Annotated in this window: 17 protein-coding genes; 13 read left to right on the top strand and 4 right to left on the bottom strand. The window is 69.4% G+C overall.

The genetic code is table 11. From position 1 onward, the window contains the following. From HW578_RS01505 to HW578_RS01465, 9 genes are all read left to right on the top strand, one after another. Complete coding sequence (locus tag HW578_RS01505; protein ID WP_198368757.1) at window positions 1–3,321, top strand: phage tail length tape measure family protein; 3,321 nt, start codon at window positions 1–3, stop codon at window positions 3,319–3,321. A 3-nt stretch (window positions 3,322–3,324) separates the two neighbouring features. Next, on the top strand, window positions 3,325–3,945 hold the full coding sequence (locus HW578_RS01500) for a DUF2460 domain-containing protein (RefSeq protein WP_198368756.1): 621 nt from the start codon (window positions 3,325–3,327) through the stop codon (window positions 3,943–3,945). Beyond that, on the top strand, window positions 3,942–4,802 hold the full coding sequence (locus tag HW578_RS01495; RefSeq protein ID WP_198368755.1) for a DUF2163 domain-containing protein: 861 nt from the start codon (window positions 3,942–3,944) through the stop codon (window positions 4,800–4,802). Before HW578_RS01500 ends, HW578_RS01495 begins: the two co-directional genes overlap by 4 nt. Then, window positions 4,799–5,248 carry a C40 family peptidase gene (locus HW578_RS28155; protein ID WP_198368754.1) on the top strand — a complete coding sequence of 150 codons (450 nt, stop codon included), beginning with the start codon at window positions 4,799–4,801 and terminating at the stop codon, window positions 5,246–5,248. Before HW578_RS01495 ends, HW578_RS28155 begins: the two co-directional genes overlap by 4 nt. A 3-nt stretch (window positions 5,249–5,251) precedes the next feature. Then, window positions 5,252–9,268, top strand: coding sequence for a phage tail protein (locus HW578_RS01485; RefSeq protein ID WP_198368753.1), 4,017 nt, complete (start codon window positions 5,252–5,254; stop codon window positions 9,266–9,268). 10 nt (window positions 9,269–9,278) lie between these two features. Beyond that, on the top strand, window positions 9,279–10,460 hold the full coding sequence (locus tag HW578_RS01480) for a hypothetical protein (RefSeq protein ID WP_198368752.1): 1,182 nt from the start codon (window positions 9,279–9,281) through the stop codon (window positions 10,458–10,460). Window positions 10,461–10,537: 77 nt separating this feature from the next. Then, a complete protein-coding gene (locus tag HW578_RS01475; protein WP_198368751.1) occupies window positions 10,538–10,795 on the top strand; it encodes a hypothetical protein in 258 nt (85 codons plus the stop codon). Further along, entirely contained in the window at window positions 10,792–11,505 is a 714-nt protein-coding gene (locus tag HW578_RS01470) for a lysozyme (protein WP_198368750.1), read from the top strand. The genes HW578_RS01475 and HW578_RS01470 overlap by 4 nt, the downstream gene beginning before the upstream one ends. Window positions 11,506–11,661: 156 nt before the next feature. Then, window positions 11,662–11,868 (top strand): hypothetical protein, encoded by a 207-nt coding sequence (locus HW578_RS01465; protein WP_198368749.1) that lies wholly within the window; start codon window positions 11,662–11,664, stop codon window positions 11,866–11,868. A gap of 237 nt (window positions 11,869–12,105) precedes the next feature. On the opposite strand, the gene HW578_RS01460 is transcribed toward HW578_RS01465, so the two are convergent. From HW578_RS01460 to HW578_RS01450, 3 genes are read right to left on the bottom strand one after another with little or no spacing between them, the layout of a single operon-like run. After that, complete coding sequence (locus HW578_RS01460; RefSeq protein WP_198368748.1) at window positions 12,106–13,005, bottom strand: plasmid partitioning protein RepB C-terminal domain-containing protein; 900 nt, start codon at window positions 13,003–13,005, stop codon at window positions 12,106–12,108. Between the two features lie 2 nt (window positions 13,006–13,007). Continuing rightward, entirely contained in the window at window positions 13,008–13,898 is an 891-nt protein-coding gene (locus HW578_RS01455; RefSeq protein ID WP_232478425.1) for a plasmid partitioning protein RepB C-terminal domain-containing protein, read from the bottom strand. Then, entirely contained in the window at window positions 13,895–15,463 is a 1,569-nt protein-coding gene (locus HW578_RS01450) for a recombinase family protein (RefSeq protein WP_369407787.1), read from the bottom strand. The genes HW578_RS01455 and HW578_RS01450 overlap by 4 nt, the downstream gene beginning before the upstream one ends. Before the next feature lie 173 nt (window positions 15,464–15,636). Here HW578_RS01450 and HW578_RS01445 point away from each other — a divergent pair, with 173 nt between their 5' ends. From HW578_RS01445 to HW578_RS01430, 4 genes are all read left to right on the top strand, one after another. Beyond that, on the top strand, window positions 15,637–15,969 hold the full coding sequence (locus HW578_RS01445) for a hypothetical protein (protein ID WP_198368747.1): 333 nt from the start codon (window positions 15,637–15,639) through the stop codon (window positions 15,967–15,969). A 406-nt stretch (window positions 15,970–16,375) separates the two neighbouring features. After that, entirely contained in the window at window positions 16,376–17,479 is a 1,104-nt protein-coding gene (locus HW578_RS01440) for a helix-turn-helix domain-containing protein (RefSeq protein WP_198368746.1), read from the top strand. Between the two features lie 423 nt (window positions 17,480–17,902). Next, on the top strand, window positions 17,903–18,214 hold the full coding sequence (locus HW578_RS01435; protein ID WP_198368745.1) for a hypothetical protein: 312 nt from the start codon (window positions 17,903–17,905) through the stop codon (window positions 18,212–18,214). A 514-nt stretch (window positions 18,215–18,728) separates the two neighbouring features. Further along, complete coding sequence (locus HW578_RS01430; protein WP_198368744.1) at window positions 18,729–20,570, top strand: TIR domain-containing protein; 1,842 nt, start codon at window positions 18,729–18,731, stop codon at window positions 20,568–20,570. A 27-nt stretch (window positions 20,571–20,597) separates the two neighbouring features. Here HW578_RS01430 and HW578_RS27630 read toward each other — a convergent pair. Beyond that, on the bottom strand, window positions 20,598–20,782 hold a 185-nt coding region (locus HW578_RS27630), incomplete at its 5' end, for a hypothetical protein (protein WP_232478424.1).

Below are 20,782 nucleotides of genomic sequence, written 5' to 3'. Positions count from 1 at the left end.
ATGGGCGGCGTCGAGCTGCTGTCGATCATCCGCTCCTCGCTCGACGCCTCCGGCTATGTCGCTGGCGCGCGGCAGGTCGAGGGCGCCAATGAGCGCCTGCGTGCCTCCGGCGACAAGGTCGCGGGGACGCAGGACCGCATCACCCGCGGGATGGACCAGACGGCGCGCCAGGTGGCACAGCTGGCCCAGCGCACCAATCCCGCGGTCAAAGCCACGGTCGAGCTGGTCGATGCCGAGGCCAAGCTCGACCGCGCGCTGAAACTCGGCCTGATCAGCCTCGACGACCATGCCCGGCTGTTGGTGCCGCTGCAGCAGCGCCACCAGGCGGTCACCACCGCGACCAACCAGACCGCCAACGCTTTCGGGGTGACGGCGCGGCAGGCGCAGCAGCTGGCGCCGCAGATCAACGACATGGTGACCTCGCTGCTCGGTGGGATGAGCGCCTTCCAGGTGCTGACCCAGCAGGGTGGCCAGATCACCCAGGCCATGGGCGGGGTGGGCAACACCTTCCGCGCCATCGGCGGGCTGTTCACCCCCGTCCGGGTCGGCGTGCTTGCCGTCGGCGGGGCGCTGATCGGCACCTTCGCGGCTTACGAGGGCACCGAGCGCCGCGTCGCCCGGCTGCGCAATGAGCTGCGCGGCTATGCCGCCGATTACGAGAGCCTGGCGCGCAGCCTGGAGCGCCGCGCCCGCGAGCAGAGCCTGCTGACACCGGGCGCGGGCCGCAGCGAGGTGCGCACCGCGCAGGCCCGTATCGCCCAGGTCGTGCGGCCGGAGGATCGGGAGAACCTGGAGCGCTACGTCGCGCTCGCCCTCGACCTCTCCCGCACCCTCGACAAGGACCTCTCCGCCGCGGCCGAGCGGGTGGCGCGGGCTCTGCGTCGGCCGGAGGAGGTGGCGCGCGAGCTAGCCGAGCAGGGCGTGCGCGGCTTCGATGAGCAGTTCCGCCGCCACATCGAGCTCATGGTCCGCGCCGGTGATGCCAGTGGCGCCGCGGCGCAGGTGATCGCCCGCCTGACCAGCGTGGTGCAGGGCGCGACCAATGGCGGCACCGCCTTCGAGCGGGCGATCAACAACGTCGAGAAATCGCTCGAGGGTCTGTGGAACCGGATCACCGACGGGCTGACGCGGGCCGGCGGACCGTTCATCGACTGGCTGGCGCGGTCGGAGCGGAACTCGCGTTTTCTTGTGGAGCAGGGTGGTCTCGCCGTGCTGCAGGCGCTGCCCGGCGGGGCACCGGTCGCCCTCGGCCTGCGGCTGCAGCAGATGCTCGGCCCCTCGACGCCAAGCGCGCAGACCGCCCGGCCGGCACCGGCCGCCGACATTGCCGGCCTGCTGGAGGAGGCCGCGCGGGTCTCCGGCGTCGACCGTGCCCTGCTGGAGCGGGTGCAGCGCGCCGAGGGCGTGCGCAACCCGGACGGCAGCTGGCGCACCAGCACGGCGGGCGCGCGCGGCCCGATGCAGGTCATGCCCGGGACCTTCGACGAGCTGGCCAGGCGCTACGGCATCCAGGGCGGCATCGACGATCCCCGGGCCAACATGCTGGCCGGCGCGCTCTACCTCCGGGAGCGCCTGCAGACCCGCGGCGACGTCGCCCTGGCGCTCGCCGACTACAATGCCGGCCCGGGGCGGGTGGACCGCGTGCTCGGCGGCCAGGCGGAGCTGCCGAACGAGACGGCGCGCTATGTCCGCGGCATCCGGAGTGGCTATTCCGGTTCGGGCATTGCCGGCCCGGTCCAGCCGGTCCCCGCGACTCTCTCTCCCCCAGCTGCTGCCGCTACCAACCCGCAGCCGGCGCCGGTCTCCGGACCACCCACGCCGACGCCGGAGCAGCGCTTCTATGACAGCGCGCTGTCCGAGGTCCGCCGCCGTGGCACGCCGACCGGTGATGTCGCCGAGCTAACGCGGGATCTGGAGCGTTTCCAGCGGGCGCAGCGCCAGGCCGCGCCGGACAGCGCCGAGTACCGCGAGTTCGGCGACGCCATCGAGCAGATCCGCGCCCGCATCACCGGCACGGAACGGCCGATCGAGCAGTTCATCCGCGGCCAGCGCGAGGCGGCGCGGATCGCCACCACCAGCGAGGGCGCCGCGCGCGAGCTCGCGCAGGCGATGCAGGGCCTCGAGGAGGCCGCTCGGGCCCAGGGGCGCGACCCCACCGCCGAGGAGCGCGCCGCCGTGCGCGAGGCGGTACTGGCGCGCGCGACGGGCCAGTACCGGGATCTGACCGCCAACGTCGATCGCCAGATAGCGGCCGAGGGGCGGCTCAATGAGGCGCTGGGTCGCGGCGCCGGAGCGATGCAGGAGGCCGAGGCGCGAGCCAAGGCCCTGGAGGACGTTCGCCGCGCCGGGCTCGCCGGCACGGAGCAGGAGGCGGCGGCCGTTGCCGAACTCACCGAGCGCTATCTGCGTCTCGCCCGCGCCCAGGCCGACCGCGTCACCGCCGCCTCGCTGGAGGAGCAGCGCCGGCAGATCGACCTGGTGCGCGCAGAGAGCGGCACCATCGGTCTGGGGGAGCGTGAGCGGGGAGAGGCCCTCGCTGCCATCCGGGCCCGCGCCGAACTCGAGCGTCGGTCGCCGGGTTCCTCCGAGACGGACACCGGGCGGCAGTACATCGCCAATGCTGTCGACCTCGCCCGTGCCCAGGACGATGTCCGCGTGCTCAAGGAGATCGAGGGGTACGGCCGTGAGACCGCGGGCGTGCTCGTCTCCGGTTTCCGCGCGGTCGCCTTCGAGGGCCGGCGCGCCAGTGACGTGCTGCGCGATATGGAACGCGCGCTGCTCGACCTCGGCACCCGCGCCCTGCTGCTCAAGCCGCTGGAGGATGCGTTGGGGCGTCTGGCCTCGACGGCATTCGGCGGAGGCGCGGGAGGCAGTGGTGGCGGCCTCGGCGGCGTGCTGAACCTGATCGGCTTGGGCGGCGGTGGTGCTGAAGTTGCCGGCGTCGGCCTGGCCAAGGGTCTCGAGGGCGCCGCCGGCCTGGTCACTGCCGCGGCGCCGCTGCTGCACGAGGGCGGCCTGGTGGGCGAGCCGGTGCGGCAGCACCGCGTCGTTCCGCTGACCTTGTTCCATGGTGCACCGCGCTTTCACCAGGGTGGCGGCTTTCTCACGCGAACAGAGTTCCCCGCCATCCTGGAACTCGGCGAGCGGGTGCTGACGCAGCGCCAGCAGGCTGCGGTTGGCGCTGCCGTCGCCGATCGGCCGCGTCCAGTGGTGCAGAACATCACCATCCAGACCCCCGACGCCGGCTCCTTCCGGCAGAGCCGCGGCCAGGTGCTGGCGGAACTGTCCCGCTCGATCGCGCGCGGCGCGCGGAACCGTTGAACCATGGCCTTCCACGACGTCCGCTTCCCCGACCGGATCGCCGAGGGGGCGGAGGGCGGCCCCGAATTCTCCACCTCGGTGATCGTCTCCTCCGGCGGCCATGAGCAGCGCCAGGGGAACTGGTCCGCCGGCCGCGGTCGCTGGAACGTCGCCACCGGCCTGCGGGAGGACAACGACCTCGCCGTACTGATCGCCTTCTTCCGGGCGCGGGCGGGGCGGCTGCACGCCTTCCGGTTCAAGGACTGGTCGGACTACCAGCTCGACCGACAGGTGATCGGCACCACCGGCGGTGGCGATGCCACCTGGCAGATCCTGCGCACCTACATCTCGGGCCCGACCTCGGTAACGCGGACCATCACCCGCCCCGTCGCCGGCACCGTGCGGTGCTGGGTCAACGGCGCCGAGCGCAGCCTCGGCACCGGCTCCAGCCAGTTCCAGGTCAACCTCGCCACCGGTGTCATCACCCTTGGCAGCGCGCTTGCCGGCACGACTGGCCAGGCGATCGAGGCGGCCTGCGAGTTCGATGTACCGGCGCGCTTCGACACCGACGCGCTGCCGCTGCGCCTGACCGCGTTCCAGATCGGCGAGTGGTCCGACATCCCCGTGGTGGAGATCCGCGAATGAAATCCGTCTCCGCTGCGCTCGCGACGCACCTCGCCGGCGAGGCGACCACGCTCGCCACCCTCTGGCGCGTCGTGCGCCGCGACGGCGCGGTGTTCACCTTCACCGACCACGATCGCGACCTCGTCTATGGTGGCGAAACCTATGCCTGCGCGCTCGGCTATCAGCGCGCCGCGATCAGCGCCGGCGCCGAGCTTGCCGTCGATGAGACCGAGCTGCTCGGCCTGCTCGACAGCAGCGCCATCGATCCCGCCGAGCTGCGCGCCGGGCTTTGGGACCACGCCGAAGTGCGGATCTTTGCGGTCAACTGGGCGAGCCTCGGCGACGGCGAGCTGAAACTCCGCCGCGGCCGGCTCGGCGAGGTCATCGCGCAGGATGACGGCAGCTTCCGCGCCGAGCTGCGCGGCCTCGCCCAAGCGCTGCAGCAGTCCATCGGCGCCATCTACCAGCCGGAATGTCGCGCCGATCTCGGCGATGCGCGCTGCAAGGTCGACCTCACCTTCGGCGCCGGCTGGACGCAGCAGGCGACGGTAGAGACGGTGACGGACAGCGTGACGCTCGTGATGTCCGCCGCCATCGCCGGCTTCGCCAACGGCTATTTCGAGGGCGGCGTCGCCATCTGGCAGTCTGGCGCCAATGCCGGCGTCGCCCGCGAGGTGCTGGCCTGGAACCAGGCCGGCCGCGTGCTGTCGCTGTTCGCGCCACCGCCCTTCGCGCCGACGGTCGGTGACGTGCTGCGGATCCAGCCCGGCTGCGACAAGCGCAAGGCGACCTGCCAGGCGGTGTTCGGCAACTACCTCAACTTCCGCGGCGAGCCCTTCATCCCCGGCGCGCTCGCCGTGCTGGAGACGCCGGCGTGAGCCCAGAGGCCTTCGTCGCCGCCGCGGCCTTCGTCGCCGCCGCGCGCAGCTATGTCGGCGTGCCGTGGCGCCATCTCGGCCGCAGCCGCACGGGGGTGGACTGCATCGGCCTGGTGCTGCTCGCTGCGCGGGAGGTTGGCGTGGAACTCCCCGACCCGGCACCCTACGCCCGCGAGCCGCAGGGCACCCGCCTGCTGGAGGGGGTCCTGGCGCATGCCGAGCGCGTCAGTGAGATCCTGCCCGGCGACGTGCTGCTGTTCCGCATGGGCCTGTACGGCGGCCATGTCGGCATCGCCTCCGTCCACCCCGCCTGGGGCGTGCCGGCGTGCCTGCATGCCTATGCGCCTCGCCGCCAGGTGGTCGAGCAGCCGATGGACGCGGAACTCAGCAAGCCCCTGCTGGGCGCCTTCCGGCTGCCGTCTCTCTCAATCTCCGCGGAGGCCTGAGCCATGGCCCAGCTTGCCGTGGCCGGCGCGGGCGCGGCAATCGGCTTCGTCGTCTCGGGCTTCAACCCGCTCGGCGCCTCGATCGGCTGGGCACTCGGCGGCGCCGCAGGCGCGCTGCTCTTCCCGCCGAAGGGTCAGGACACCCAGGGCCCGCGGCTCAACGACCTCACCGTCCAGACCTCCGGCTACGGCCTGCCCATCCCGCTCGCGGTCGGCCGCGTCAAACTGGCCGGCAACGTCGTCTGGAAAACCGACCTGCGCGAACGCGCCACCACCCACCGCCAGGGCAAGGGTGGCGGTGGGGCAAAAACCACGACCTACAGCTACTACCTCTCCTGGGCGGTCGGCCTGTGCGAATGGCTGATCCCACCCAGCAACCCGCAGGTGCTGCGGATCTGGCTCGATGCCCAGCTGGTCTACGACACCACCGGCTCCAGCGAGGTGGTGCAGATCCCCGGCCTGGTCTGGCGCTTCCATCCGGGGAGCGAGACCCAGCTGCCCGATCCGCTGCTCGCAGCCACCCTCGGCGCCAACGAGGCACCAGCGCATAGGGGCCTCGCCTACCTCGTCTTCGAGGAGGTGCCGCTGGAGCGCTTCGGCAACCGCATGCCGAACGTCACCGTGGAACTCGCCGGCGACGCCGCGCGCAGCTTCCCGCAGGTGGCGACCATCCCGCCGGCGGCGCCGCTGTGGCCGTCCTCGCCCTCGGGGCGCACCTATATCGGCAACTGGGCCTGCAATGTCGCCGTCGATTACCGCCGCGGCCGCATCTACGAGGGGCGCGTCCGCACCTCGACCTCGGGCGGCGGCGCCAATGAGATGATCCGGGTCTACGACCTGGTGACCCTGCAGACGCTCGGCGAGCACACGCTCGACCGCATCCTCGGCCCACTGTTCCCCCTCGGCAGCACCCCTGGACCGGACAGCACCGGCACCGGGCTGATGCATCTCGGCGTCGACGGCTTCCTCTACATCACCGGCGGCGGCGCCAACCGCGTCCCGCTGTTCAAGATCGACCCGGACGCCATGCGTGGGGTCGGGGTCTTCGGCAATCCGCTCGGCGACGGCTTCGGCTTCGGCGATAACGGCACCCGGCTGGTCAACCCGATGGCGATCACCAGCCTGTCGGTGCCGCGGCTTGGGGCGCGGCCGCGCAGCTTCGTCATCGTGCAGGGCTCCTACTCATCGACCCTGACCATCGACGCCGACCGCATGGAGTACGTCTGGGGCGCCGGCGACGTCGCCATCGAACCGCCGCCGGTGCCGATCGGGCTCGGCATTGGCCCGCTGACCTTTCCGGTGATCCTCGTCCCCGGGCGCACCCGCGACGATGGCGGCGTCGAGCTGTGGTATCTGCGCGCCTCGGAACTCGCCACGCCCTTCCGCATCGATGTCGCCCGCTTCCGCTACTACTCGGGGGCGGCGAGCCTCGGCGGCGGCGCCGCCATGGGCATCTTTCGCGACGATTTTGCCAGCATCGACGTCCAGGCCGAGATCGACCCGCTCGCCGTCCGGCCGTTGCTGCAGGCCGCCTTCTGGGATCAGAGCGACGACACGCTGGTCATCACGCTGTCCGGCATCGGCGGGCCACTCAGCGGCTGGGGACGCTTCTCCACCATCAAGTGGGCGCCCGGTGGCGGCGTGGTCTGGAAGGTGGTCGACCATGTGCTGCCGGCCTTCCACGACGGCCGCGGTCAGATCACCCGCGTGCTCGGTGCCACCTGGGGCCTCGGCGGCAACTTCCTGCTCCAGACCGGCTCGGGCGACGTGCTGGTCAACCAGGCGGGCGCGAACTTCAAGACGCTGTTCTGGCTCGACGAGCAGCAGGCGGTGCTCGGCCAGGTCTCCGCCGGCGCCGGCGTGCGCGAGATCGCCAAGCGCTACCTCTCCCGCGCCGCGGCCAACACCCTGACCGTCGGGCAGGTGGTCACCGCGCTGTGCCAGCGCGCTGGCCTGACGGGGACGGACATCAATACCGTCGCGCTGACCGATAGCCTGCGCGGCTACATCCTGCCGCGGCCCACCTCGGCGCGCGACGCCATCACCCCGCTCGCCAGCGCCTACCAGTTCGACGCCGTCGAGCAGGACGACGTGCTGCTGTTCCGCAAGCGCGGCGGGTCCGTCGTCGGCACCATCCCCTACGCGGAGCTGGTGCGGGAGGAACCCGATGGCTCCGTGCTGCAGGAGCAGCGGGCGCAAGATGCCGACCTGCCGCGCGAACTGGCCGTGCGGTTTCTCGATGTCGATCGCGGCTTTGAGCAGAACGCCCAGTCCTGGCGCCGGCCGACCAGCCCGACCGCCACGGTCGGCGCCAATGCCTCTGCCGCCATTGACCTCCCCATCCCGCTGACCGCCGGCGAGGCCAAGGCGGTGGCGCGGCGGCTGATCACCGGCAGCTGGCGCGAGCGCACGCGCCTGTCCTGCGCCGTTGGCCCCAGACACGCGCGGCTGGTGCCGACCGATCCGGTGACGCTCACCACGCGCGACGGCGCCGCCATCCGCTGCCGCGTCCTGTCGACGCAACTGGGGGCGAACTGGGTCACGCGGCTGGAGGCGGTGACCGAGGATGCCGCCAGCTACGCCCTGACCGCGCCAGCCGAGGGCGGCGCCGGCTGGGCCGAGCCCGGCATGCCGGCGCCGTACTTCGCTCGCCTGCTGCTGCCCGACCTCGCCCTGGTCGATGACGGCGACGATCTCGGCCAGGCCGGCTTGCGGGAATACGCCCTGGTCGGTGCCTATGATGGCCAGCGGTTCCGCGGCGTCGTGCTGAACCGCAGCCCGGACCAGGCAAGCTGGGCCAGCCTCGGCGCCATCACCACGCCAGTCACCTGGGGCAGCGTCCAGGTAGGTCCCGCCGTGTCCGTCTCGCCCTGGATCTGGGACGAGGCCAGCGCCATCGAGGTGCAGCTGGCCGATGGCGAGCTCGACAGTGCCACCGAGCTCGAGGTGCTGAACGGCGCCAACCGTGCCGCGCTGATCGGCTCGGACGGCCGCGCCGAGATTGTGCAGTTCCGCGACGCCACCGACCTCGGCGCCGGGCGGTATCGCGTGACCGGCCTGCTGCGCGGGCGGCGCGGCACCGAGGACCTGATCGCCTCCCGCGCCGCCGGCGACAGCTTCGTGCTGCTGGACAGTGCGCGCTTCCAGTTCCAGGCGCAGGCCAGCGAGGTATCTGCCACCCGGCATCACCGCGCGGTCACCGTGTTCGAGACGGTGGAAACCGCGGCCAGCACCGTCACCAAGGCAGCGCGCGGCCGGGCGGAGCGCCCCTATGCCCCCTGCCAGGTCACCGGGAGCCGGGACGGCAGCCAGAACCTGACCATCAGCTGGATCCGCCGCACCCGTCTCGGCGGCGAATGGCTCGACGGCACCGGCACCGTGCCGCTGTCGGAAGCCTCGGAGGCCTATGAGATCGATGTGCTGAACGGGCCGCCGGCGGTCACCAGGACCTACGCGGCATCAGGCGGCACCGCCTCCGTGATCTTCGATGGCAATCCATCTACCTGGACCATTATCGGCGCCTCGCCTTCGCCGCGTACCGCCGAGGTCACCTTCGCCACCCCGCAGACCGTCCGCCAGTACGGGTTGCGCGGCGCCGCCGGGGCCACCTCCGAAAGCCCCAACGCCTGGACTGTCGAAGGGTGGAACGGCACCGCCTGGGAGCTCCTCGACACCCGCAGCGGCATCACCGGCTGGGCCGTCAACGAACTGCGCAAATACAGCCTCGCCGCACCCGCGACGTATGCCCGTCTCCGCATCGCGGTGACCGCGCTGAACGGCGGTTCCTGGTGGAACATCCCCGAGCTCGCATTCTACGCCACCGTCGGCGGTCCAGACATCGCCGCCGTCACCTACACGCAGGCGGTGGTGCGGACCATCGCCGTCACCGCGCCCACCGCGAACTACTCGGCGGCGAACCAGACCACCGACTTCGGCGCCACCCAGGCCGCAGTGTTTGTCCGCTTGCAGCAGATCAGCGCCCAGGTCGGCCGCGGCCTGCCCGCCGAGGCCGTCCTGTGAGGAGCAGCCCATGAGCGGCACCACCAGCCTCGGCATTCCCTTCATCCAGGCGGCTCAGAACCAAAAGGAAGTGACTGCCAACGCCGCCTTCGAGGCGCTTGACGCCAGCGCCAATGCGGCGATCGCCATCGCCATGGGCGATGCCAACATCACCCTGACCGACGCCCAGGCGCTGCGCGCCGGCCTGGTGACCCTGACCGGCAGCAACACCGCGGTGCGCAAGGTGACCCTGCCGAGCAAGGCGCGGCGCCTCGCCATCCAGAACAGCACTGGCGGCGCGCTCGACATCACCGTGGGCTATGCAACGGGCACCAGCGTCACGATCGGCAACGGCGCCATCGTGCTGATCCAGGGCAACGGGACGAACTGCTATGGCGTGGGCGGTGCCGCCGCGCTCGGCGATCTCACCGATGTGGTCGGGCCGTTCCTGAACGGCGACCTGCTGCAATTCGACGGCTCCGCCTGGCGGCCTGCGGGCAGCGGCATCCTGGCGCGCGTCATGCTGCCCTTCAAAGGTGCGCTGGTGCGGCGGGCGACGACGCTCACAATCACCACCACCGCGACGGCCCTGGCCTTCACGGACGCGACCTACGACACGGACGGTTTCTGGAGCGGTGCGGCGCCGACCCGCCTTACCGTGCCGGCCGGTGTGACCAAGGTTCGCCTCTGGGGCCGGATCAGCTGGACCGGCGGCAGTGCCAATCATGGCGCGCGGATCTTTCGCAACGGCGCCAGTTTCGTCGGCCAGGCGGATTTCATCGCCGCCTCGGGTTACACCAACGCCGACGTCAGCCTCGTCTCGGCGGTCGTCGCCGTGACGCCGGGCGACTACTTCGAGATCCTGGCCTTCGCCTCGGCGAACCGCACCAGCGTTGCCAACGGCCTGCAATTCGCCATCGAGGTGGTCGAGACCGCGGACGCGGCCAACCCAACCCTGCTCGCGCTGACCGATACCCCGGCCTCCTACGCCGGCGCGGCAGGGAAGCTGCTGCGGGTGAACGGTGCCGCCAACGGCATCGAGTTCGGGCCGCGGCACAATCTGACTGCGACCGTCGCGCCCAGCGCCAGCGACGACAGCGCGGCCGGCTACGGCGTCGGCTCGCAGTGGCTCGATACCGTCGGCGACAAGATCTGGTTCTGCACCGATGCCGCCGCCGGCGCCGCGGTCTGGAAAGGCGTGACCATCGCCTGAACGGCCTGCCCACGCCCGGCGGTCCGCCACAGCACCACGCCCCACCCGGCCGGCTTCACACTCCCCTGGAGGACATCATGGACCTCACCCCGACCCTGCTGTGGCAGGTGGTGACGACGCTTGCCATCGCGCCGCTGGCCTATTTCCTGAAGGCATCGCTCGATCGCCTGCGACAGATGGAGCTCTGCCTGTCGCGCACGCGCGAGCAGCTGGCCCGCGAATACGCGACCAAGGCGGATCTGTACGCCGATGTCGGCCGCGTCCTCGCCCGCCTCGACAAGCTCGACGGCAAGCTCGACCGGCTGCTCACCGCGCGGTTCGGAGGTGGGGAATGACCGCCCGCCGAATCAGCGCCGAGGCGCTCGACCTGCTCAAGCGCTGGGAGGGCTGCGTCCTCCACGCCTATGACGACGCCGATCCGTTGCGGCCGCCGCGGTTCATTCAGCCTGGCGATGCCGTCCGCGGGACTCTGACCATCGGCTATGGGCACACCCGCACCGCGCGGCCGGGGCAGCGGATCACGCAGGCCGAGGCAGAGCGGCTGCTCCTGGAGGACCTGGCGCCGGTCGAGGCGGCGATCGCGCGCAGCATCACCGTTCCGCTCACCGACGGCCAGCACGGCGCGCTGGTGTCGTTCGCGTTCAACCTTGGCCACAGCACCGCGACGGGGAAGCCCCTGGCCAACATCGCGGCCGTCCTGAACCGCGGCGACTATGACGGTGCGCTCCGCCGCATGGGGCTGTACGTGAAGCAGCGTCGGAATGGCCGCCTGGTCACCGTGCCGGGGCTGGTGAACCGCCGCGCCGCCGAGGCCGGGCTGTGGGCGCGCGGGGAGTTCGTCGCCAGCCGGCATGTCGCGCCCGCCGCGCCGCCTACGGAAGGCGCCGAGGCGGCGAAGCTGGGCGGCTATGCGGCTGCGGCGGCCACCGCGGCGCCGGCGCTGCAGGCGTTGGCCGGTGTGCCTGTGTGGATCGGTGTCGCGCTGGTGCTGGCCGTTGCGGCCGTGGCCGTGGCGGTCCTGCTGCGCCGGGAGCGCGCGGTGTGATCGCCGCGGTCTGGGCGCGGGTGCAGGGCTGGCTTGCGTTCGCGGGGGCAGCACTGGCGGCCATCGGCGCCGCCTACCTGGCGGGGCGCCGCGACGGACGCGATGCCCGCAGTGTCGAGGCCATGCGCGAGGAACAGCAGACGAGGAAGGTTGGAGATGCGGCGGCTCGTGATGCTGAGCGTACTGGTGCTGTTGAGCGGCTGCGGAGCGGGGATTTCTGATCGGCCCTGTCCGCGCGTGACAGAGTTCCCCACCGAGCTGCAGCGGCAGGCCGTCCTCGAACTCGGCAACGCGCCGGCGCTCGCCCGCATGATGGATGCGATGGCGGCGGACCGCGCGTTCAATCGGGCTATCTGTCGGTGAGGTTCATCGCGCCGACCGTGCCCGGCGCTCCAGGCGGGTGTGCCGAGCGGCGGCAGGCACGGTCGGACGCTGATGGTACGGCCGGCCCTATGCCGGCCGGCCTGGCGGGCACCAGCGGGTTCGCCGCCATCCCCACCACCGCCCTCGATCTGCCCCACAGTGCAGCGTCTCCGGCGGTCCCCGCGCTTTCGGGTCCGGGTCCCCGTAGCTCCTTGGGCTTTCAATGGCCGGGTACGGTCACGCGGCCACGCTGTCCATCTCCGCAATCTTTTGGAATTCGGCCAGAAACTCAGGCCGCTGCTGCGCGAGATAGCGAACGACACGCGCATTGCCGAGCAACCGCGCGAGGTATCCGCGCGCCAGCACGAGATGGAGATGGTCACCTCCATAAGATTGCTCGGCGACCTTCATCTCGCGGTTCAGTTGCCCCGACTCCCTCTCCATCAGAGCTAATTGATCATCACTGAGGCCCTTCACCTGCTTGGGCTTTCCATCAGGGATCAGCTGCGCCTGCGGCGTTGCAGCAAGCAAGGCCCGGGCGTAGTTCTCTGTGTATCGGTCCATGGCCACCATGAGCTCGACCGCCTCGATCTGACGCATCGGAGCCATCTTCTTCAGTGCGGCGAAGACATGCGACGAAACGGGTTTGTCCTTCAAAATCTCGACAGCCTCCGGGCACACACCGTGCAGCAGCTTCTTCTTGTGGCGCAGCGTGCTGATGTCGATGTTGAGAGCGCGGGCGATGCGCTCCTCGGGAACCCTGTCCTCGATTGCCTTCAGAATCATCCGATGTTCCTGGACGATGGCGAGCCGATTGATGCGCTTGTTGTAGGTGAACGCTTCGTCATCCGTCGCAATCAGGCACACCACATCGACATCACCGCGCTCCTCCAGCACCGCCATGCGCAGGTGACCGTCGAGCAGCAGGTAGCGTCCTGGCTTTGAGGGATGGCGCGCGATGACCGGCGGCTCGATCACGCCGACTTCTCGAATTGAGGCGGCAATCCGGGCGTACTTCGAAGACCGTTTCACCTTTGCTGGGACCGAGTGCAGCATCTCGATGCTGGTGATCGGGATCCTGATGCCCGCGCTCTCGAAGGCCGAACGAACTGGACCGGTGATGGGATCGACGGCCATGGTCAATTCGTCCCCTTGCTCTGCAGGCGTTCGGCGAGGCCACGCGGCAGGGTTTCCAGTTGCTCCGCCCGAAGCAGATTGACGAACGCGTCTTCGGAGAACAGCGCACGTAGCGCCTCCGTCACGAAGACGAGGCGATCTCGTGTCGCCTCCGCCTTCCGGACGATCATGCGCTTTTTGTCCGTGTCCTGCTGGTAGGTGCGAACGAGGGCCTCGACCGACAGCGTGCGATGGCGCTTCGGGTCGGTCGGACTCAGCCCCTTGCCGCGGCGTCGGCGCAATTCCACAAGGCGCTTGGCCGCGATCAACCTATGGCCCCGCAGCAGGTTCCGCTCATACGCGTCCTGCAGGACGTTTTGGGTCTCCTCATCCTTGGCCATGGCGATGTCCACCGCGATGCTCACGGGGATTTGGCCGCCTTCCACGGCGCGGATCAGACGTGTTTCGCCCTTGCCGAGCAGGCGAAGCACCCCTCTCACATACTCGCCAGTCAGTCCGGTCTTGCGCGCGATGTCCGCTTCGGAATGACCGCGCTGGCGCATGCCATCGATGTCATGCAGCAGATCGAGAGCCTGGTGTTGTCGCCGGGCCAAATTCTCGACCAGGCTCATAACCAGGCAATCCTCGCTGTCTGCCTCGACCACGATCGCCGGGATTGCGGTTTGGCCGAGGACACGAAACGCCTCCAGTCGACCCTGGCCGCAGACCAGATCGTACCGCGCCGCCCCAGCAGTCACGCGCCGCGCCACGGTGATCGGCCTCTTGAGACCGATGGCTGCGATGCTCGCGACGATCTCCTGGAAGGTCTTCTGGCTTCTGGCTCGCGGGTTGATCACTTCTATCAGGTCGATCGCAACGGACTGAACCATCGGCGGCTGGGCATCGGCCATCATGCGACCTCCAGAATATGAGTTCGCGCTGCCAAATCGAACAGCGCGTCGAGTCTGTCGAACCGGTATGCGTCGAGGGAGATGCCATTGCTCTCGCGGAGCCGAAGGCGCGGCAGGTTCATGTCGAGGCGCGGCAAGAGATAGTAGTCGAGCGCCTCGGAATTGCCTGGCGCCATCCGAACCGCGACGGTGATGTCGGGAGCAATGCCCGTATCAAAGCGGACATGCCACCGACGCCCGCCCGACGCTGTCTCCTGGCAGCGCGCCAGAACGACCGATGTGGTGAACTCGTGGTTGACCGTCAGGAGCTCCGTCTTCGGATCCTGCTCCACCGAGCCACCGGCAGCGCGAATTCCCTCAAGGACGGCTGCCACGACTGAGGGATGCATCGCCCGCAGAAGGCGGTTGACTTCGATGTAGCGGTAGTCCCGGTCCGGCGTGAAGCCGACCATCTGGTAGGCGCTGATCAGGCTTCCAAAGCGAAGCTGGTACGCGCTGCTGGAGGGAGCGTCGTCCGTCTCGTCGATGACCAGGCCAGACAGATATCCGTGATGCGCGAGGGCACGGCGCAACACGTCCAGCATCTCGTCGTTCGAAAGCCGGCGCGAGCGCTCCTGGATGATGACCTGCGCAGCGTCAAACAGCAGGCGATCGACCACGGCCTCGAACGCGGCGTCGCGACGCACCCACATATCGCGTCCATTGCGAACTCGTTTGCCATGGAGCTTGCAGGAGATACGGTTCCAGACGTTGTCGCCGACGTACTTCTCGTTGATGAGAACTTGGTGGACCGTGCCACGTGTCCAGGGGCGGTCCAGGTCCGTGCGCAGATTGCGGGCGTTGAGCATGGCCGCGATCTCACGCTCCGGCCGGGCGTCCTCGACGAAAGTGCGATAGATCCAGCGCACCGTCTCGACCTCGTCCAATGGTCCGGGCACGAGCACGACACGGTCGGTGTGAATGCTTTTCTGCTGGCCCCGCGTCAGCACGCCCTTCGATGCGCCAGCCTCATCGAGCAGCTCTCGCCGAAGGCCGAACCCAGGTGCTCCGCCTTGGCGAAAGCCCAGCTCGATCAGCCGGCACTGACCGATGAAGGTCTTGTTGCCCAGGTCCCGGCTGTACTCCCGCGCCATGACCCGCTTGACGCTCTTGAGGATGTCGGAGCCGACGCTGCCGTCGTTCTCGAATTGCTCGGCGCAGTACTCGACCGTGACGCCGGCGCGCTTGCAGACGTATTCGTGATAGGCACTTTCGTCCGCGTCCTGGAAGCGACCCCAGCGGCTGATATCGTAGACAAGAATGGTGGTGAAGTCGGCACGTCCAGACCGCACATCATCGAGCAGCCGCTTCAGCGCGTCCCGGCCAGCGATGCTGAGGCCGCTCTTGCCGTGGTCCGCATAGGTGCGGACGATCTCGATGCCGCGTCGCTTGGCGTACTCCCGGATCGCGTCGGCCTGGTTCTCCGTGGAGTAGCGCTGGTGATCGGTCGACATCCGCACGTATTCCGCGGCACGGATGGTGGTGGGCACCGATGGATTGTCGTCGTTCGCGCCGGGAGCCTGCGTCACGCTGCGTCCCTCTCATTGTCATTCGCTCCGCGTAGGGACCCTGCCGCTCCTGCTGAGAAGCAGAAGCTGCGCGACAGTTCGGACCGCGTTGCAATTTCGTCCCGAGGATAGCGAGGGCGAATCGTGCTGTGCGGACAAAGAAGGGCAATCGGTTGCACTCGAAGGGCAACAGGTTGCCCTTCTTCGAGAATGCGCGGGAAGCGCGTGAGTGCTACGCGCGCGAGATCGGGTTGGCGCTGCGAAGTGAGATCGCCGCCACTGGCCGGTCGGCGAAGGACCTCATGCGCGGGACCTGGGCGAGTGAGCGTGCGGTGAAGGGGTGGATCAGCGGAACGCGGGGACCAAGTGGCCTACACCTGGTCTTGCTGATGGCGTGCTCCGATGCCGTGCATGGGGCAGTCCTCAAAGTCAGTGGCCGAGATCGATCGCCGCGGGGCAGGCAGATTGCAAAGCTCAAGTCGGTCGTCAGCGAGGCCGCGAAGCTGCTGGACGAGATTGATCGATGAGCTGCGGTGCGAGCGGCGCCCAAACATCTACCTTGACCTGGGACGCCAAAAGCATGCACCTAAGAGGTTCATCAATCTTGAATTTCCCGAGTCGTGGATATATCTTTCGCATCGAGGAAGCTTGCAAAGCTTTGTTCGGATCCCCGAGAGGCCACAAAGGCGCTTGGAGCCGACAGCGCTCGAAAGCTTCGGTCCCGCCTCGCGGATCTCCAGGCAGCCGACACGGTTGCTGAGCTGGTTGCTGGCAGGCCGCATCCACTGACTGGATCCCGCGCGGGTCAGTTCGCGCTGGACTTAGCTGGTGGGCATCGCTTGGTTTTCCGCGCGGCAGGCCAGGGAGGGTCGACAACCGGGCCTGATTGGAAACGGGTCACTGCAATCGAGATCGTCTTTGTTGGGGATTACCATGACTGAGACCGCCTTTGCCCCGGATTGGGTCTCCCCGCCTGGCGAGACCATCGCGGACGTCCTCGACGAGCGGGGCTGGACGCAGGCTGAGTTGGCGGATCGCCTTGGCTTTACGCGTAAGCACGTCAACGATCTCATCCAGGGCCGCACGGCCATGACGCCGGATGCGGCGGAGCGGCTGGCGACAGTGCTTGGTTCGACCACGGGGTTCTGGCTTCGAAGGGAGGCGCAGTATCGCGCGGCACAGGAGGCGCTTCGGGCACGTGAACAGCGGCAAGCGCAGACCGAATGGCTTAGCGAGTTGCCGCTGCGCGACATGGTTGGCTTCGGGTGGGTGCCGAAGGTCAAGGACCGGGCCGACCAATTGACCGAGTGCTTGCGGTTCTTCGGGGTAGCATCTGTCGATGCGTGGAGGCAGCACTATGCGACCCCCGTCGCGGCGTTTCGCGCGGCCAAGTCGCAGGCGATGGCAGTGGGAGCGGTGGCGGCCTGGCTGCGGCAGGGAGAGCGAGCGGCCGAAGCGTTGGCATGTCGGCCGTTCAACGAGGGAGTCTTTCGCGCTGCGCTTGGGGAGTTTCGCGCACTGACCACCGAGCCGCCGGAGCGGTTCGTCGATGTGTTGGTTCGGCGGTCGGCGGAGTGCGGTGTCGCTGTGGTCTTCGCGCAGGCACCGAAGGGTTGTCCTGCTAGCGGGGCAACGAGGTGGCTTGCGCCGGACAAGGCTCTGCTCATGCTGAGCCTGCGGTATCGTACCAACGACCACCTATGGTTCACGTTCTTTCATGAGGCGGCGCACATCCTGCTGCATGGCAAGCGGATGCAATTTGTAGAGGGCGTTGCACCGCTCGACCCCGAAAGCGAAGCCGAAGCGGACGCCTTTGCCAGGGATTGGCTCGTGCCGCCGGCTTACGCTCGGAAGCTGCACGCGCTGTCGAAAGAAGGGTCGGTGTCAGCCGCGCGTGTCCAGGCCGTCGCCAAGGAAATGGGCGTTGCCCCGGGGATAGTGGTGGGGCGGATGCAGAAGGAGCGTTGGCTTCCTTGGAGCCACCTTAACAGCCTGAAGGTCTCTTACGCTTGGGCGAAGGAGGACGCGAAGGGCTGATCGTTGGAGAGGTGCCTTCTACGCCAGCGACGGTTCGAATCGGGGCGCACTCCCTCCGCCAGTTTCGCTTTGGTTCGCACCGCTACGCCGCTTTTCGCGCTGGCTCGCGCATCCCCTCGCGTGGCCAAGGATCACGCGCTGGGTGTCGGACAGCCTGGTCATGGTCGGGTGCTTCTGGTCCGCACCCGATGATCCGAGGTGCAACCGGTCCGAGCCCCGCGGCCTGAGCTTCAGCGGCGCAGCGCGCTGTTCTGAACGTGAGCGACCTTTCGCTCCGCATCCGCGCGAAGCCAAGCGAAGGGTGAGATCATGATGGTGCTCTCTTCCTGATCGGGGCTGGGCCGCAACAAACACCGGGGCGGACCACTCTCCGACATCGTTGCCCCGCTCTACCACGGCGACGATGACGGCGCGCTCAAGCGAATGGGGCTCTACGCGAAGCGCCGGCGCAACGGGTGGCTGATCACCTTGCCGGGGCTGGTGAACCGGCGTGCCGCCGAGGCCGGGCTCTGGGCGTGTGGGGCGGTCGTCGCCAGCCGACATGTCGCGCCCGCCGCTCCGCCCTCGGAAGGCGCCGAGGCGGCGAAGCCGGGCGGCTGTGCGGTTACGGCGGCGACCGCAGCCCCGGCGGTACAGGCGCTGGCGGGCGTGCCGGGCTGGATCGGCGTCGCGCTCGTGCTGGCAGTCGCCACCAGCGCGATCGCCATCCTGCTGCACCGGGAGCGTGCGGCGTGATCGCGGCGGCCGGGGCGCGCGCAGGGCCGGCTGGCACTCGTCGGGGCGCCCCTGGCCACGCTCAGTGCCGCGTATCTGGCCGGACGCCGCGAGGGCCGCGATGCGCCGAAGGTGGCTGCGGCCATAGCAGAGCAACTGACGAGGAAGGCCGGCGATGCGGCAGCATGCAGTGCCGAGCGCGCTGGCGCTGCTGAGCGCCTGCGGCGCGGGGTTTTCCGCGTGGCCCTGCCCGCGGGTGATGGAGTTCCCCGTCGAGCCGCAACGGCCGCCGGCCACAGAACTTGCAAGCGCGTCGGCGCTCGCGCGCAAGCGCGCCGGCGTTCGCGCGCAAGACAGGCGCCGCCCATATCACCTCGTACCGGGACACGACCGATCGACATCGGAAGGCGGCGGCCACACCGCTCGATGATACCTCACCAAGACGCCCTCGACGGCCTTTCTCTGCGTGGCCAGAATACGGTCCGCGGTCGGCACGCGCCTGCGCAGCGATCGCGGCACGGAGCCCGGAGTGCCTATGGCCGACGTGTTCATCAGCTACAAGTCCGACAGGCGCACCACCGCCGAGCAGATCGCGCACGTCCTCGAACGACGCGGCTACAGCGTCTGGTTCGACCGCGCGCTTCTGGCGGGGGAGGAGTTCTCGCAATCGATCGAGCGGGAACTGCGCGATGCGCGCGCCGTCCTCGTGCTCTGGTGCAGCCTTTCCGTCCGCAGCGATTGGGTCCGCGAGGAAGCGACCCTCGCCAAGCGGCTGCGGACCATCATCCCCGTCCGGCTCGAGCGCGTGGATGTGCCCCTCGGCTTTGTATCGCTCCAGGCCGTGGACTTGACGCGCTGGGATGGCGCGTCGCGCGGCCCCCCGGTCGAACGGCTTGTGCAGGAAGTGGCGCGCCTGGTTGGCAGGGCTCCCCTGCCGCAAGGCGAGGACGCACCGCTCCTGCCGGTCGGTGCCAGCGCGCCAAGCGCAGGAGTGCCGGCTGGCAGCACGGCGGCCGCAGGCGCGAAAGCAGGCTGGTCTTCCTCCGCACGCGCCATCGCCCGCGTGGTCTCGGGGGGGCTGTGGGGAGGGCGATCAGTCTTGGCAAAGAGCCAGGCACGGAGCAGTTCGGGGAACGCTCCGCCCGCCACGATGGACCCACCTACGACTGCTTTCCCCGCCCTGCCCGATCGGCCCTCTCTTGCAGTGCTGCCCTTCGCCAACCTCAGCAACGATATCGACCAGGACTACTTCGCCGACGGCATCACCGAGGAACTGACGACAGGCCTGGCGCGGCTGCGGTGGTTCTTCGTCATCGCGCGCAATTCCGCCTTCACCTACAAGGGCCGCGCGGCGGACGTACGGCAGATCGGGCGCGAGCTCGGCGTGCGCTACCTCCTGCAGGGCAGCGTGCGCAAATCAGGCGACCGGGTCCGCATCTCCGGCCAGCTGATCGAGGCCGAGACGGGCCACCATCTCTGGGCCGACCGCTTCGACGGCGACCTGCAGGGCATCTTCGACCTGCAGGACCGCATCACCGAAACCGTCGTCGGGCTGCTCGATCCGAGCCTGCGCAACGCCGAGATCGAGCGTGCGCGCCGCAAGCCGCCCCGAAGCCTCGACGCCTACGATCTCTATCTCCGCGCATTGCCCGAGTATCACGCCATGACTGAGCCGGGCAGCACGGAGGCGGTGGCGCTGCTGGGCCGCGCTCTCGAGCTCAACCCGCACTTCGCGCGCGCGAAGGCTCTGCTGGCCGCCTGCCACGTGCGGCGCGAGGCGGAAGGCTGGGCGAGGCCCGGCGAGCGGGAGGAGGCGATACGCCTCGCCCGCGAAGCGATGGCCGAGATGCCGGACGACCCGACCGTGCTTGCGCAGGCGGCCCTTGCTATCGCCTACCTCGCCTATGCGCATGAGGAAGCGCTGAGCGCGGTCGAGCGCGCGGTCGCGCTGTGCCCGAACTCCGCGCTGGTCGAAGGCAGTGCCGGCCTCGTGCATCTGTATGGCTGCCGCCCGGAGCCGGCGATCCACCATTTCGAGCGCGCCATGCGGCTTAGTCCGCTCGATCCCTGGATGGGCTCGTTCCTCATGGGCATCGCCTTCGCCCACCAGATGGCTGAGCGCCTTGAGGACGCCATCGCCTTCGGCCAGGCGGCGATCCGCGCCTCTCCGCGCTTCGGGGCGCCGCGGCGCGTGGTGGTGGCGAGCCTTGCGATGCTCGGGCGGATGGACGAGGCGCGGCAAGCTGCGGAGGAGTTGCGGCGGGAGACTCCGGCGGCCTATCGGGTCTTCGCTGAGCGCGTCTATGCGCAGAACCCGGACAAGGCGTATGCGGAGCGGATCATCGGGGCGTATCGGGCGGTGGGGTTTCCCGAATAGCAGGCGCGGCGGCATCGCCACGGCGGGTCAAGGCAGGGCGATTAGCCTCTGCAGGTTCAGCATGCCTGCCCCGATGCGCGACCGGTCGGCGGGGCGGGCGAGGAGCTGCTGCGCGGTCGCGACGGCGCGGGCCCGCATGGCGGCCGGCGTAAGAGGCCGGACGTGCCTCACGCTGCGCGCCGCCGCGATGGCGCCCGCGGCGAGCGCGCAGG

It is taken from the genome of Roseomonas rosulenta, assembly GCF_016106005.1.
GTDB classification, from domain to species: domain Bacteria; phylum Pseudomonadota; class Alphaproteobacteria; order Acetobacterales; family Acetobacteraceae; genus Neoroseomonas; species Neoroseomonas rosulenta.
This window is presented reverse-complemented; position numbering and strand designations above follow the sequence as displayed.